The organism is Thermophilibacter sp. ET337 (assembly GCF_024733715.1).
Taxonomy (GTDB): domain Bacteria; phylum Actinomycetota; class Coriobacteriia; order Coriobacteriales; family Atopobiaceae; genus Thermophilibacter.
In genome coordinates, this window is the sequence record NZ_JANRHO010000001.1 from 475,657 (window position 1) to 490,016 (window position 14,360).

Below are 14,360 nucleotides of genomic sequence, written 5' to 3' on the forward strand. Positions count from 1 at the left end.
ATGCGCGCGAAGAAGCGGGCCGTTCGGCTGGTCAACGACTACGCCGACCTCATCTTGCGCCTCTCCTACACCTACCTTGGCTCGAAGGCCGACGCAGAGGACGTCTGCCAGGAGGTCCTCCTCAGGCTGCTGGGCCGCGCCGAGGCCTTCGAGGGCCCCGAGCACGAGCGCGCCTGGGTGGTGCGCGTCACCGCCAACCGCTGCAAGGACCTGCTGCGCCGCCGCGCCTCGCGGCCGACCGTCGCGCTCGACGAGGTGGCGGAGCCCGCCGCTCCCGAGACCGTCGACGCCCGCGTGCTCCTCGCGCTCGTCCTTCGCGCCGTCATGCGCCTCCCGCTCGAGTACCGCGAGGCCATCTTCCTGCGCTATTACGAGAACTATTCCGTTCGTGACATCGCCCGGGTGTGCGGCTGCAGCGAGGACGCGGCCGCCGCGCGCCTGAGCCGCGGCCGCGCAAAGCTGAAGGTGCTGCTCAAGGAGGTTGGTTACGATGAAGAAGACCTTTGACGCGTATCGGGAGGGCCTCGACGCCCTGTCCTTCTCGCCGGGCGAGAAAAACGAGCTGGCCAAGGGGCTGGTTGCCGCGGCCTCGCCGCGCCGGCGCCCCTGGGCCGCGCGCGCCGCGGCGGCGGCCGGCATCGTGTTTGTTCTGGGGGCGGGCGCGGTCACCGCTTATGCCACGGGCGCGCTCGGGGCTGCTGCCGAGTTTCTCCAGGACGTCTTTGGGATGCGGGAGGAGCAGGTCGAGGACGTTTCCCGCATGGCCGGCGTCGCCGGCTCGTCGGCGAACGACGGCGGGGTCACGGTCTCCGTCTCCGCCGTGATCGGCGACGACACGTTCTACGCCGTCGTCTACACCCTCGAGCCGGAGGACCCCGCGCTCTTCGACGACGTCGAGCGCTTCGAGGATGGCAAGGTCGGTCTGGCGCTGGGGCCTGAGGGGTCGTTCTTCCCGCTCGTCTCCGACAGCGATTCCGGCGGCATGAGCTCCTACTTCTACGACGCCGACCCCGAGGACCCCGCCCTGCAGCTCGTGCAGCTGTGTTGGGCCCAGACGGAGGGAGGGCTCGCCGGCCAGACGGCCCACGTGACCCTGCATGACCTCTATGGGTGGGGCGACGAGGGCCGCTCGGCCGAGCCGATCGCCGCGGGGACCTGGGAGCTCGACGTGCCCCTCGAGTACGAGGACACCTCCGTGGAGCTGGCGAGCGGGCTCGAGACCACCTACAACGGCTGCGACGTGACGATCGAGCGGCTGACGCTCTCCGCGATCGGCGTCCACGTCGAGTACACGCTCTCGGGCGAGCCGCTCGAGACCAGCCGGCAGGGCTGGGAGCTCAGCATTCCGGTTGTGGTCACGCTCGAGGACGGCCCCTCCATCGATGCCACGTGGTCCGGCGGCGCCGGCGAGACGCTCGAGGCGGGCGGGACGGCTCGGATGTCCAAGGGCATGGGCTTCGACCGGATCATCGACGTCGAGGACGTCGCGAGCGTGCGCGTGGGCGACCTCTGGATCGAGCCGGGCGCGTAGGCGGCTTCGGAGCGCCCCTTCTGCGCGGCGGTTCCGGCGACTCGGGGCCGCCGCTCTTCGCGCTCGCCGGGCTGCGCACGCGTTGGCGTCGTGTACACGACCTGGCGTTGTGCGCACTTCTCGGCAGCTCGTCTACCTGCGAGTTTGCCGAGAAGGACTTATCGGGCGGTGTACACGACGCCGGAAAGTGCGCACAACGCCGAGGAGCGCAGGGCGCCGAGAAGAACGTGCCGTGCTACAGCTCCAGCTCCCAGAGGTTGGACCAGCCGGGCAGCGGCAGCCCCGGGTATGGGAGCCAGATCGGGCGGTGGCGCGTGAGGCCGCGGCTCGCGTAGAGCGCGTTGGCGGGCACGTTGGCGACGTTCGTGTTGAGGCGCACCACCTTGGCGCCGAGCTCGCGAGCGGCGAGGGTGCCGGCGGCGATGAGGGCGTCGGCGACGTGGCGCCCGCGCGCGGCGGGGTCCACGGCCAGCAGGTGCCAGCCGGCGACGTCCCTCTTTGCGTGCCGCCTCCAGCCGGGCCCGCCGAGGCCGGAGCCGTGGCCGGGTGCGCGACCGTTGCCCATGGCGGCGTCATGGTTCACCGCCACCGCGCCGAGCAGGGCGGCGTCATCGGCGGGCATGCCGTTTCGGACCGAGCTCGCCTCGAACGCGCCCCAGTACGCGCCGGCCGCCAGGAGCTCGCGCGCCATGCCGACAGGCGGCCAGACGTCCTGGACCCAGCCGGACGTCCCGGGCTCGGCGTCCACGCGGCGGTAGAGCTCGTCGAGCTTCTCGGCCCAGAGGCCCGAGACGGGGATGCGGCAGAAGGCGAGGTCGGCGGGGGGCTCGACGGCCCGCACCTCGTGGCACTCGTCGTTTCTCGCCACGCAGGCGAAAAGCTCGCGCGCCACGGCGGCGGGCGCCATCTTGGGCAGGTTGTGGTCGATGCCGGGCTCCACGACCTTGACGGCGCCGGGGATCGCGGCGACGATGCGGCCTGTCTCCTCGGGCAAGATCTCGTCGAACTCGCCGACCATCACGGTGACGGGACAGTCGATGCCCGCGAGCGAGGCGGCGTCGATCTGCGGGTTTTCAACCATGAGCTGCAGCAGCTCGGCGATGCGGGCGGACTCGGCGGGGGAGGGGACGGGCGTGCCGTCCTCGAGCTCGGCTCCCTCGTGGCCCTCCTTCGCCCAGCGGCGGTTCTCCGCGGCGGCGAAGGCCATCCAGTCGGTGTCCTCCTTCGGCAGGCCCGCGGGCGTGAGGTTGGCGCCGAGGGCGGTGAGGGATAGGACGTGCGCGCCCCAGTCGCGCGCGAGCAGAAGTCCCAGGATGCCCCCGTCGGAGAAGCCGAGCACGTGGACCTGCGGCACGCCCAGCCGCGCGCAGACCTCGATGGCGTCGTCGGCCATGAGCTCGTAGGTGAGCGGGGCCGTGCCGCGCGTGGAGGCGCCCTGCGAGCGGGAGTCCACCGCGATGACGGAGCGCCCGCTCGCGCACACGGCGTCGATCACGGGACCAAAGATGCCGTGCTCCTCGCCGTTTCCGTGCAGCATGAGCACGGGCGGCACGCAGAGGTCGATGCCGAAGGGCGTCCCCGGCGCGTCCGTCACGCCCTCGGGCGCATACGTCCAGGCGACGATGGTCGCCCCGTCCGGCATGGGACATTCCACGCGCGCCACGAGCGGGACGGTCGGCAGCGCGTACGGACGCGGTACGTGCACGGGCGGCGGCGTGACCAACATGTAAGTCCCTTCGATGGAAAAGGTCGATCCGGTGCGGGCGGGGCGAGAAGGTCCGCCGCGAGTTCTTGCCGCGCCCTTTGCGGCAAGCTGTCTGAGCGCCGGACCTTCTCGCCCCGCCCCTCTCGCTACTTGGGGCGAACCTGCGACGGGTGCTTCTCGAAGAAGTCGAAGCGCGGGGGCAGGGGGACGATCTGGTGCTGCTCGGGTGTCTCGCCACAGGCGGCGGCCAGATCGGCCGGGCCGTCGAAGGCGTGTTCCCAGGAGAAGAAGAGCTCGGGCGAGAAGCCCATGTGCTCGCAGATCTTCTCGCACCCAAAGGGTACGGCCGGATGCATGAGCAGCGCGGTCGCGCGCAGCGCCACGAAGGCGTCGGCGAGCGCGGCCTCGTAGGCGGCGTCGTCGCCCTTGGCGGCCTTGGAGGCGTCGTCCCAGCGCTTGTTGGCGGCGCGGGCGTACTCCTCGGCGACGCCGAGCGCACCATGGGCGTCGAACTCGTAGGCGCGACGCTCGAAGGCGAGGATGGCGTCGCGCGCGGCCTCGACGGCCTCGGCGGCGGGGGCGACGGCGGGCAGGTGCGCGTCGCAGACGTTGGCGGCGCCGTAGAAGCAGCTGCGCGCCAGGCGGTTGAAGATGTTGGTCAGGAAGGCGCTCTCCTTGAGGGCGGGGTCGACCACGCGCGGGTCGTCGCGGACGAGCACGTCCTCGCCTGTGGCCTTGTCCTTGTGGGAGACCGAGGTGTCAAAGGCCTTGGGGTTGAAGGAGACGGCCTTCTGGTCGAGGCCCAGGGAGAGCCAGTGCGCGCGCAGCTGCTCGGGCGTGTAGGCGTCCAGAAGCTCCGCGGCCATCGGCGGGGCGATCTTGCCGGAGCTCGAGGCCTTCTTGTTCATGAACAGGATGTGGTAGTTGGCCACGGGGACGTCCTGCGTGAGGCCCCAGTCGAGCGCCTCCCAGAGGGCGGGCTGCGCCACGCAGTAGAAGTAGATGTTGTCCTGGCCGATGAACTGGTAGACGCGGGCGTCCTCGGAGCACCACCAGTCGTGCCAGTCACGGCTGGAGTAGCGGCCCTCCGGCGCGAGCCCGAGCGCCGTCTGCGTGAAGGAGATCGGCGCCCAGAGGCTCTCGGGCCACACCCACACGGTGAGGCCGGAGCTGCCCTCGAGGTCGGGGGCGGGCACGCCCCAGTCGATGTTGCCGGTGATGCGCAGCGGCAGCAGGCACTTGCCGGTGCGGAAGCGCACGCCGGCGGCGTCGAGCTTCTCGCGGGCCTCGTCGCGCTCCTCCCACCCGGCGAAGGTGAGCGAGAACGACTGCTGGCCCTTCTCGGCCTCGGCGAGCGTGTGCGCGGGAAGATCGGCGGCGACGGCGTCGTACGCCTCGCGGAACTTGGTCTGGACGTAGATGACGGGATCGACGAGGCTCTCGCGAACGGTCTTGGTGACGACGGCGCGGACCTGCGGGTCGAGGTCCCACTCGTCCATCAGGCGCTCCAGCTCCTCGCGGAAGGCGGGCAGGTCGAAGTACCAGTTGTCGACCGGGCGCAGCTCGGGCGTGGTGCCGGTGAGCTGCGAGACGGGGGCGATGAGCTCCTCGGGGTCAAACTGGTGGCCGAGGTCGCACTCGTCGGCGTAGGCCTTCTCGGACTTGCAGCCGCGCACGGGGCAGCGGCCCTGGACCTGGCGGCCGTTGAGGAAGGTTCCGGCCTCGACGTCATAGAACTGGCGCGTGGTGCGGCGGTGCAGGTAGCCGCGCTCGTGAAGGCGGCGGATCAGCTCGTCGGTCAGGCGGGCGTGGGCGTCGCGCGCGGGCTCGAGGCCCGATCCCGCGAAGAGGTCGAGCGAGATGCCGTAGGCGTCGAGGGCCGCCTTCTGCGCGTCGTGGTTGACGCGGACGTAGTCCTCGATCGTCCCGGTGTAGCCCTCGTTCTCGACCTTCTTGCGGAAGCCCTCGGCGATGGGGGAGCCGTAGCAGTCGGTGCCGGAGACGAAGAGCACGTTCTCTGCCCCGATGCGGTCGCGCAGGAACCGCGCGAAGAAGTCGGCGGGGACGAAGACGCCGCCGATGTGGCCAAAGTGCAGGTTCTTGTTACCGTAGGGCATGCCGCCGGTGATGACGGCGCGGCGGGGGAAGCTCGGGCGGGTGTCGGGCATGTGCGCTCCTTCGAGGACGGTTTCAGCGCCCCTATTCTCGCACTTCTTGGCGGGGGCGCAAAATGCGACGGACGGGGACGTCGAGTGGGGCCGCGTTGGCAGTTTTGGCGCCAAGTGCACGTTGCGCCAGAAGTCCCGCCAAAAACTGCGCGAGATTCTCAGCAAAAGCCCAGATGGCCGAGCATCGAGAAGGGGTCGCCGCGGCGTCTCCGAGCGCAGGGAGCACACTTCGCGGAAATAGTGCCAACAGGGCGGCGCCCGGCGTCCCCGGATGGCGATTGGCTAAGATGGTGCCATGGAGACTGTCGAGACCCTTGACATACTCACCGACCCAGACCTGCAGCGACGGGTGCTGCGTCTGTCGCTCGCCTGCGCGGGCGTGACGGCGGCGGTCGTCGCGCTCGTCTTTGTGCTCGGCTTGGGCGAGGGGGTCGGCGTGTGGTGGTGGGTCGCGCTCGCGTTGGGCATCCTCGTGCCGCTGCCCGTCCACGAGCTCGTCCACGGCGCCGCCTTCAAACTGCTGTGCCCGGGCTGCCGCGTCTCCTTTGGCCTCAAGGAAAGCTTCCTCTACACCAAGACCGATGGGGCGACCGCGCGGCGCTGGCGCATGGTCGTCGTGCTGCTCGCCCCGGCCGTGCTCGTGACCGCCGGCGTCGCCGCGCTTGCCGTGACCGCGGGGTGCCCCGCGCTCGCGGCCCTCCTCGCCGGCCTGCACCTCGCCGGCTGCGCGGGGGACCTCACGATGGCCGCCGCCGCGCTTCGCGAGCCCCGCTGCACGCACGCGCGCGACACCGAGACCGGCCTCGACCTGCTCTGCGATCGCAAGGAGGGCCTCCGATGACCCCGCTTCTGCTCCATGCGTGCTGCGGGCCGTGCTCGCTCGAGCCGGTGCGCCTGCTGCGCGCCGAGGGCTTCGAGCCCACGATCTGCTGGACCAACCCCAACATCCAGCCCGTCTCCGAGTGGCGGCGCCGCCTCGACACGCTGCGGGCCTGGGCCGACGAGGTCGCCCACGTGGAGGTTATCGTGGCCGGCGACGACCGCGCCGCCTGGGAGCGCGCCGCCGCGCCGGCCGGCTTCGACCGCGAGCGACGCTGTCGCGCCTGCTATGCCCTGCGCCTCGAGGAGGCGTGCCGCGTCGCGCGCGAGCGGGGCTTCGATCACGTCTCCACGACCCTCGTCGTGTCCCCGTACCAGCTCTTCGACGCCTGCGGGGAGATACTCGCCGCGATCGCCCCGCGCCATGGCCTCACGCCCGTGTGGCGCGACTTCCGCCCGTACTACCCCGAGGCCACGCGCGAGTCCCGCGAGCTGGGGATGTACCGTCAGAACTACTGCGGCTGCCGGTTCTCTGCCGCCGAGGCCGCCATCGAGCGCCACGAGGCGCGCGACGCCCGCAAGGCCGCCAGGGCCGCCGCGCGAGCGACCTCGGCGTAGGCCCCCGCCCGCCTCCTGTTGTAAGGATTTGGCAAGCGCGACCGCCCGGCCTTCTCGTCCCCGTTGGGTTGGGCTACCGTGGTGGGGCCCGCAAACCCCCTCGAGGCGAGAAGGACGGTGTTGAACATGATCGAGTGCCTGCTTACCGGATCCGACGGAACCATCGAGAGGGTGGAGGCCCCGTGTCCGGGGTGCTGGGTCAACGTCGTCGCCCCCACCGAGGGCGAGCGCTCCTGGCTCGAGAGCGAGCTCGGCGTGCTGCCCGAGTTCGTCCTCTCCGCCCTCGACGAGGAGGAGACCTCCCGCGTCGACTACGACGAGGACGCCCGCCAGATCTTCGTCATCGTGGACTACCCCGTGGTCGACGAGGAGGGCGGCGCCGTGCGCGCCTCGCTGCCCCTGCAGTACGACACCATGCCGCTCACGCTCGTCTTCCTTCCCGAGAAGAGCCTCTTCGTCACCATCAGCATCCATGAGAACGAGGTCGTCTCGGACCTGCGCGGCGGCCGCGTCCGCGGCGTCGACACGCGCTACCGCACGCGCTTCCTGCTGCAGGCGCTGCTGCACATCAGCCAGCTCTACCTCGTCTACCTGCGACGCATCGATCGCCTCTCGTCCAACACCGAGGCCCGCCTGCACGCCTCGGTCAGAAACGAGGAGCTCATCCAGATGCTCAACCTCGAGAAGTCGCTCGTGTACTTCTCGACCTCGCTCAAGTCCGACGAGGTGACGCTCAACAAGATCGCGCAGGGCCGCATCATCCCGCTCTACGAGGACGACCAGGACCTGCTCGAGGACGTGCTCGTCGAGGTGCACCAGGCCATCGAGATGGCCAACATCTACTCCAACACGCTTTCCGGCACGATGGACGCCTTCGCGAGCATCATCTCCAACAACCTCAACATCGTGATGAAGGTCCTCTCCGTCATCACGATCGTCATGGCGATCCCCAACATCGTCTTCGGCTTCTACGGCATGAACGTGGAGCTGCCCTTCGACGGCGTCCCCCTCTTCGACAACTGGGCCTTCCCACTGCTTTTGGCCGCGATCGGCTGCCTGGTGGCGGCCCTGATCTTCAAGCGCAAGGGCCTCTGGCACTAGGGGGAGGGCCCTCGGTGCGCCCGTGCCCGACGAGAAGGTCCGGCGCTCAGACAGTCCTCGCCGCAAAGAGCGCGGCTGCGGAACTCGCGGCGGACCTTCTCGTCGGGCACTGCCGTAGGCCGGCCGCCGCGTCTCCCAACGGGCGACTTCGCGCAGCGAGCGAGCGTAGCGAGCGCTGAGCCCGTGGGAGGCGCGGCGGCCGGCCGGTGGGGCCGGTCCGGGAGTGCTATCGTAGAGCGCTGGAAAACCGCCGAAAGGACACTCATGCGCACCGATGACTTTGACTACCCGCTGCCCGACGAGCTCATCGCCCAGGCCCCGGCCGAGCCGCGCGACTCGTGCCGGCTGCTCGTGCTCAACCGCGAGGACGGCTCCGTCGAGCACCGGCGCTTCTCGGACGTCATCGACTATCTCGAGCCGGGGGATCTGCTCGTGGCCAACCGGACGCGCGTCATGCCGGCGCGGCTCGTGGGTCGCAAGCGCGGGACGGGAGGTGTCTGCGAGACGCTGCTGCTCAAGCGTCGCGAGGACGTCGACCCCCTCGGAGGCGTCTGGGAGTGCCTCGTCAACCCCGGAAAGAGGCTGCGCCAGCCCGGCACCGTGATCGAGTACCGGGCGGGCGGCCTTCACGCTCCCGAGTCCGCCCCGGTCGTGCTCACCGGCGAGATCGTCGACTTCGTGGAGGGCAGCAAGGGAGGTCGCCTCGTGCGCTTTGCCCCGGTGGGGGAGGGCGCAGACGGTGCGCCCCGCACGCTCGACGAGGCCATCCACGCGGCGGGCCACGTTCCGCTGCCGCCCTACATCACCCAGTACGAGGGAGACCCCGAGAAGTACCAGACGGTCTACGCCATGGCCGAGGAGCACTCGGCGGCGGCTCCCACGGCCGGGCTCCACTTCACGCCCGAGCTCATCGAGCGAATCCGCGAGAAGGGCGTGGGCTGGGCCACGGTCGAGCTCGAGGTGGGCATCGACACCTTCCGGCTGGTCACCGAGGACGACCCTGCCAACCACGTCATGCACACCGAGCGCTACCACGTGCCCCAGGAGGTCGTCGACGCCGTGCGCGCGACCAAGGCGGCGGGGCGTCGCGTGATCGCGGTGGGCACCACGTCCGTGCGCTCGCTCGAGAGCGCCTGGGAGCAGGGCGCGGCGCCGAGCGAGCCACCCGTGGCGGCCCGTCGCTTCGAGTCCGCGGTCGGCTCCGGCGACATCGTGGCGCGTGAGAACGCGACCACCAACCTCTTCCTCATGCCCGGGTCGGACTTTCACGTGGTGGACGCCATGATCACGAACTTCCACGTGCCGCGCTCGACGCTCATGATGCTCGTCTCGGCCTTTGCCACGCGCGACCAGATCATGGCCGCCTACCACGAGGCGATCGAGGAGCGCTACCGCTTCCTCTCCTTCGGCGACGCCATGCTCATCGTGTAGGGGGGCGGCAGCCCCCCGCGCCGCCCGCTCGCGCGCGCCCGTGACTAGCGCGTGACGATGAGGGCCACGATCGCCACGATCACCACGACCACGGCGACGGCCGCCGCCAGAAGCACAAGCCTTGAGCCGCGCGTGCTCGTGCGCAGGCTCCGCTCGCCCTCGGCCAGCTCGTCGACGACGCCCTGCTGGGCCTCGATCTCGGCGCGCTGCGCGGCGACGCTCGCCCTCAGGCGCTTCGTCTCTTCGGGGGTCGCGTGGACCTCCTCGGCCTCGTCGAGCAGCGCCTGCGCCTCGTCGTGGCGCTCGGCGGCCTCGTCGTGGGCCGCCTTGGCCTCCTCGGCCTCCTTGCGCAGGGAGGAGATCTGGTCCTCGAGGTCCTCCTCGGCGTCGCGCGCCCTGGCGAGGCGCTCCTCGTAGTCCTGCTTGCGGTTCTCGTACTCCCGACGGGCGGCGTCAGCCTCGCGCTGCGCCTCCTCGAGGGACTTCTTCTGCGTCCAGAGGTGGGTCTGGGCCGCGTCGACGGCGGACTGGGCGTCGCGCGTCACGACGGAGACCTCGGCGCGGGCCGCCTCGACGTGCGCGAGCTCGGTGGTGACGTCGTCCTGCAGCTGCTTGACGGCGCCGGCGGCGGCGTGCCCGTCGCGTGCCTTGCGCAGCTCCTCCTCGACCTTGCGCAGGCGCGCCTGGGACGAGTCTATGGCGCGGTTGGCAGAGGAGATGCTCTGCTCACGGCGCTCCGCGGCGTCCTTGGCCTGGCCCTCGGCGGTGCGGACCGCGCGCTTAGCCTCGGAGACGCCACGCGAGGCCTCCTCGGAGCGGCCGCGGGCCGTCTCGGCGAGGCGCTTGTAGGGCCTCAACTCCTCCTCGTTGTTCTCCCGTAGCTGCTCGAGCTGCTCCTCGAGGGAGGCGGCCCGCTGCTCGGCGCGCTCGACGAGCTCTCGCTGGCGCGAGATCTCCGCCTTCGCCTCGGCGACGGCGGCGCCCTGCTCCTCGACGATCTGCTCGTAGGTCGCCGCGACCTCGTCGCGGCGCTCGAGCGCGGCCTCGTCGGCCTCGAGCGCCTCGGTCATCTCGCGCAGCCTCGCGCGTGCGGAGGAGTGCCGGCGCGCGGCGGCACGGACGTCGCGCACGGCGTTGACCCCCTCCCGCAGCCGGGACGCCGCGCTCTGGGCCGCCCCGCGGGCGGCGACGAGGGCGTCGTCGGCCGTGCTCGAGGGGCTCTTCTCCTGCGGCTCCTCCGGAGCGCTCTGGCGATCTTCCATGGTGAACCCCTCTCCGCCGGGCGTCTTTTCCTCCCGGCTCGCAGCCTTGTCCCTATTGTGCCCCATCTACCGCGCACCCCGCCAAATCAATCCGTTCAGCCCATCACTTTGTAACCTTGGCAGACAACGTCAGCCAAACGATGGTTCGTTTGCTAATATGTGTCCTGTGTTTTCGGGGGTATCACAGATAGTCCCCCTTAGTTGGGAAATCTGGAAAGGGAGTTCACAGCATGGTTTCTAAGCAGACGAGCATCATCAACGCCACCGGTCTTCACGCGCGTCCCGCGTCCGTCTTCGTGACCGAGGCCAAGAAGTATCAGTGCAACGTCACCATCAAGAACGTTGACAAGGACTCCGCTCCCGTCAACGCCAAGTCCATCATGATGATCCTGGCCGCCGGCCTCGGCACCGGCACCAAGGTCGAGGTCGCCTGCGACGGCACTGACGAGCAGGAGGCCCTGGACGCCCTCATCGCCCTCATCGACTCCGGTTTCGGCGAGTAGGCGCAACCAAAACCACATCGGTTCGGCCCGGCGTCCCTGCGGCGTCGGGCCGTTTTGTGTAGGATGGGGTGCCGTGCTTTCGACTACGGTCGGCTGGCGAGAAGGACGTGAGGTCCGCCGCGAGCTCCGCGGCCGCGTCCCTTGCGGCGAGGACTGTCCGAGCGCCGGACCTCACGTCCTTCTCGCCAGCCGACCTCCCATGAGCGGAGACAACATGGACCAGACCCTCTTCACCTACGACATCCTCGCCGAGGACCCCGGCACCCACGCGCGCACGGGCGTCCTGCACACCCCGCACGGCGACGTCCCCACGCCGATCTTCATGCCGGTGGGCACCAAGGCCACGGTGAAGGGCCTGCTCCCCTCCACGCTCGAGCAGATCGGCACCAAGATCTTGCTCGCCAACACCTATCACCTCTCCATGCGCCCCGGCGCCGACCTCGTGGCCGAGATGGGCGGCCTGCACGACTTCATGGGATGGCACGGCCCGATCCTCACCGATTCGGGCGGCTTCCAGGTCTTCAGCCACGAGGAGTTCTTCAAGCTCTCCCGCGACGGCGTGCGCTTCCGCGCCGTGGACTACGACGGCCGCTGGGTCACGTGGACGCCCGAGGAGAACATGGCGATCGCGCAGAAGCTCGGCGCGGACATCGTGATGCAGCTCGACCAGTGCGTGGGATATCCGGCCCCGCGCAGCAAGGTGGAGCGCTCCGTCGAGCTCTCGAGCCTGTGGGCCGACCGCTGCTACGCCGCTCACACGCGCCCAAACCAGGCGCTCTTTGGCATCGTCCAGGGCGGCATGCACCTGGACCTTCGCCTGAGGAGCCTGCGCCACCTCGAGGAGTCGGGCGACTATCCCGGCTACGGCATCGGCGGGTACTCGGTGGGGGAGGACCACGACACGATGTTCGAGTCCCTCGCGCCGCTCGTCTCCGAGCACATGCCCCGAGATAAGCCCCGCTACCTCATGGGCGTGGGCAACCCCACGACGCTCGTGCGCGGCATCGCCTGCGGCGTGGACATGTTCGACTGCGTCCTGCCCACGCGCACGGCGCGCACGGGCTCGGCGTTCTCGAGCGAGGGCAGGCTCAACTTCCGCCACGCGCGCTTCGCCCACGACCACGGCCCGCTCGACCCGGCGTGCTCCTGCCCCACGTGCACGGGCGGCTTCAGCCGCGCCTATCTCCACCACCTCGTGCGCCAGAAGGAGATGCTGGGGTCGATCCTCATCTCGCAGCACAACATCTTCTTCCTGCTCGACCTCATGCGTCGCGCCCGCGAGGCCATCTCCGCGGGGACCTACGCCTCGTTTCTCTCGGACTGGATGGACTCGCCGGCGGCGCAAGACTGGTAGCGCCCGCGCCGCCGCCGGGCCCGGGGCGGGCGGCGCTTCTCGCATGGGGTATCATGAAGGCGATCAACACGGCGCCTAGCGCCCCTCGAAGAAGAGGCAACATCATGAGAACAACGTTGCGAGAAGAGCGCGCGGCCGCGTGCCGCGCGGGAAGTGACCGCTAGATGGCGCGTCTTTTGGGCGGCGGCCGCTGGGCGGTGCTGCCGCATGACGCCGAGGCGGAGCGCAGGCTCGCCGGCGAGCTCGGCGTCCCGGCTGTCGTCGCGCGCGTGCTCGCCGCCCGGGGCATCGTCGACCCCCGCGCGGCGCGGGCGTTTCTTGAGCCCTCGCTCGAGCGCGACTGGGCCGACCCCCTGTGCATCCCCGGCATGGCGCAGGTCGTCGAGCGCGTGGGCCGCGCCCTCGACGCTCACGAGACCATCGCCGTCTTTGGCGACTTCGACGTCGACGGCATGACCTCGACCTGCCTGCTCACGCTCGCGCTGCGCCGCCTCGGGGCGAAGGTCCACCCCTTCATCCCCCGGCGCCTCGGCGAGGGCTACGGGCTCTCCCGCGAGGCGCTCGCGCGCGTCCGCGCCGCCTGCGACCCCGACCTGGTGGTGACCGTCGACAACGGCATCGCCGCCGCCGAGGAGGTCGCCTGGCTCACCGCCGAGGGGGTCGACGTCGTGGTGACCGACCACCACGAACCCTCCGACCTCGTCCCCGAGGGCGTTCCCGTGACCGACCCCAAGCTCTCGGCCGACTGCCCGTCGCGCGAGCTCGCGGGCGTGGGCGTGGCCCTCAAGCTTGTCTGCGAGCTCGGCGGCCGCCGCGGCATGCCCGACCTGTGGCTCGACTACCTCGACGTCGCGGCGCTCGGGACCCTCTCCGACATGATGCAGCTGACGGGCGAGAACCGCGCGCTCGTGGCCGAGGGCATCGCCTGCATGCGCCGCTCCGCCCGCCCCGGGCTCGCGGCGCTTGCCGCGACGGCGGGGCTCGACCTTGCGACCGTCGGCGCCGACTCGCTGCCCTTCTCGCTGATCCCGCGCCTCAACGCCGCGGGACGCATGGACTCCACGGACGTGGCGCTCGAGCTCCTGCTCACCGACGACGTCTCGGACGCCACGATCCTCGCCGGCCGCCTCGAGGCCATCAACGCCGAGCGCCGCGAGACCGAGGCCGCGCTCGCCGAGGCCGCGCTCGCCGAGGCCGAGCGCACCCACCGCGACGGCGACCGCGTGGTGGTCGTGGGCGGACGGGGCTGGCACGAGGGGGTCAAGGGCATCGTCGCCTCGAGGCTCGTGAGCCGCTACCACGTCCCCGCCATCGTGTTCACCATCGCCGAGGACGGCGTCGCCCGCGGCTCGGGCCGCTCGGTGGGCTCGGTCGACCTCTTTCACGCCGTCGAGCAGTGCTCGGACGTCCTCGTGCGCTTTGGCGGCCATGCCGGCGCGGTGGGCGTGACCTGCGAGGCGGCGCGTCTCGACGAGTTCCGCTCTCGCCTCGGCGCCGTGCTCGACGCCCTCCCGGACGAGCAGTTCGTCGACGTGGGCGAGGTCGCCGCCTTCTGCGAGCTTGGCGAGCTCACCGTGGAGTCGCTCGACGCCCTCGAGATGCTGCAGCCCTTTGGCCAGGGCAACAAGAAGCCTCTGCTCGCGGCCCGCGGCGTGGGCATGCGCGGGAGGGCGCTCGTGGGCTCTGACGGGGCGCACCTGCGCTTCACGGCGACCGACGCCACGGGCTCCGTCGCGGCCATCATGTTCCGCGTGCCCGACCCGGAGCGGGCCGTCTCCTGGGAGGGCTCGTGCGACCTCGTCTTCGAGGCGGTGAACGAGACCTGGCAGGGAAGGACCAAGCCCAAGCTCATGGTCCGCGACATCATC

The 14,360-nt window shown here is 70.6% G+C and carries 12 protein-coding genes; 9 read left to right on the forward strand and 3 right to left on the reverse strand.

The window, feature by feature from the left end:
* Nucleotides 1-507: an RNA polymerase sigma factor gene (locus NW198_RS02130; protein WP_258339820.1), complete on the forward strand. Its 507-nt coding sequence runs from the start codon at nt 1-3 to the stop codon at nt 505-507.
* Entirely contained in the window at nt 491-1,531 is a 1,041-nt protein-coding gene (locus NW198_RS02135) for a DUF4179 domain-containing protein (protein WP_258339821.1), read from the forward strand. The genes NW198_RS02130 and NW198_RS02135 overlap by 17 nt, the downstream gene beginning before the upstream one ends.
* Nucleotides 1,532-1,766: 235 nt before the next feature.
* Here the strand turns inward: NW198_RS02135 and NW198_RS02140 are convergent, their stop codons facing one another.
* The gene (locus NW198_RS02140) at nt 1,767-3,257 is read right to left on the reverse strand and encodes a bifunctional alpha/beta hydrolase/GNAT family N-acetyltransferase (protein ID WP_258339823.1); all 1,491 of its coding nucleotides are present in this window, start codon (nt 3,255-3,257) and stop codon (nt 1,767-1,769) included.
* Nucleotides 3,258-3,382: 125 nt separating this feature from the next.
* On the reverse strand, nt 3,383-5,404 hold the full coding sequence (locus NW198_RS02145) for a class I tRNA ligase family protein (RefSeq protein ID WP_258339824.1): 2,022 nt from the start codon (nt 5,402-5,404) through the stop codon (nt 3,383-3,385).
* 295 nt (nt 5,405-5,699) lie between these two features.
* Here NW198_RS02145 and NW198_RS02150 point away from each other — a divergent pair, with 295 nt between their 5' ends.
* The 4 genes from NW198_RS02150 to queA all read left to right on the forward strand — a co-directional run bounded on the left by NW198_RS02150 (nt 5,700) and on the right by queA (nt 9,373).
* Nucleotides 5,700-6,245 carry a DUF3267 domain-containing protein gene (locus NW198_RS02150; RefSeq protein ID WP_258339825.1) on the forward strand — a complete coding sequence of 182 codons (546 nt, stop codon included), beginning with the start codon at nt 5,700-5,702 and terminating at the stop codon, nt 6,243-6,245.
* Nucleotides 6,242-6,841: an epoxyqueuosine reductase QueH gene (locus tag NW198_RS02155; RefSeq protein WP_258339826.1), complete on the forward strand. Its 600-nt coding sequence runs from the start codon at nt 6,242-6,244 to the stop codon at nt 6,839-6,841. Before NW198_RS02150 ends, NW198_RS02155 begins: the two co-directional genes overlap by 4 nt.
* Nucleotides 6,842-6,967: 126 nt before the next feature.
* Nucleotides 6,968-7,942 carry a magnesium transporter CorA family protein gene (locus NW198_RS02160; protein WP_087316466.1) on the forward strand — a complete coding sequence of 325 codons (975 nt, stop codon included), beginning with the start codon at nt 6,968-6,970 and terminating at the stop codon, nt 7,940-7,942.
* A 264-nt stretch (nt 7,943-8,206) separates the two neighbouring features.
* Nucleotides 8,207-9,373: a tRNA preQ1(34) S-adenosylmethionine ribosyltransferase-isomerase QueA gene (gene queA, locus NW198_RS02165; RefSeq protein WP_087316464.1), complete on the forward strand. Its 1,167-nt coding sequence runs from the start codon at nt 8,207-8,209 to the stop codon at nt 9,371-9,373.
* 44 nt (nt 9,374-9,417) lie between these two features.
* Here queA and NW198_RS02170 read toward each other — a convergent pair whose 3' ends face one another.
* Complete coding sequence (locus tag NW198_RS02170) at nt 9,418-10,635, reverse strand: hypothetical protein (RefSeq protein ID WP_258339827.1); 1,218 nt, start codon at nt 10,633-10,635, stop codon at nt 9,418-9,420.
* A 230-nt stretch (nt 10,636-10,865) separates the two neighbouring features.
* Between NW198_RS02170 and NW198_RS02175 the strand changes: the two genes are divergently transcribed.
* The 3 genes from NW198_RS02175 to recJ form a co-directional block, all read left to right on the forward strand.
* Complete coding sequence (locus NW198_RS02175) at nt 10,866-11,138, forward strand: HPr family phosphocarrier protein (RefSeq protein ID WP_087316461.1); 273 nt, start codon at nt 10,866-10,868, stop codon at nt 11,136-11,138.
* A gap of 214 nt (nt 11,139-11,352) precedes the next feature.
* Nucleotides 11,353-12,492, forward strand: a complete 1,140-nt coding sequence (gene tgt / locus NW198_RS02180) for a tRNA guanosine(34) transglycosylase Tgt (RefSeq protein ID WP_087316459.1) — start codon at nt 11,353-11,355, stop codon at nt 12,490-12,492.
* A gap of 164 nt (nt 12,493-12,656) precedes the next feature.
* Nucleotides 12,657-14,360: single-stranded-DNA-specific exonuclease RecJ (gene recJ / locus NW198_RS02185; protein ID WP_258339828.1), on the forward strand; the 1,704-nt coding region annotated here is incomplete at its 3' end.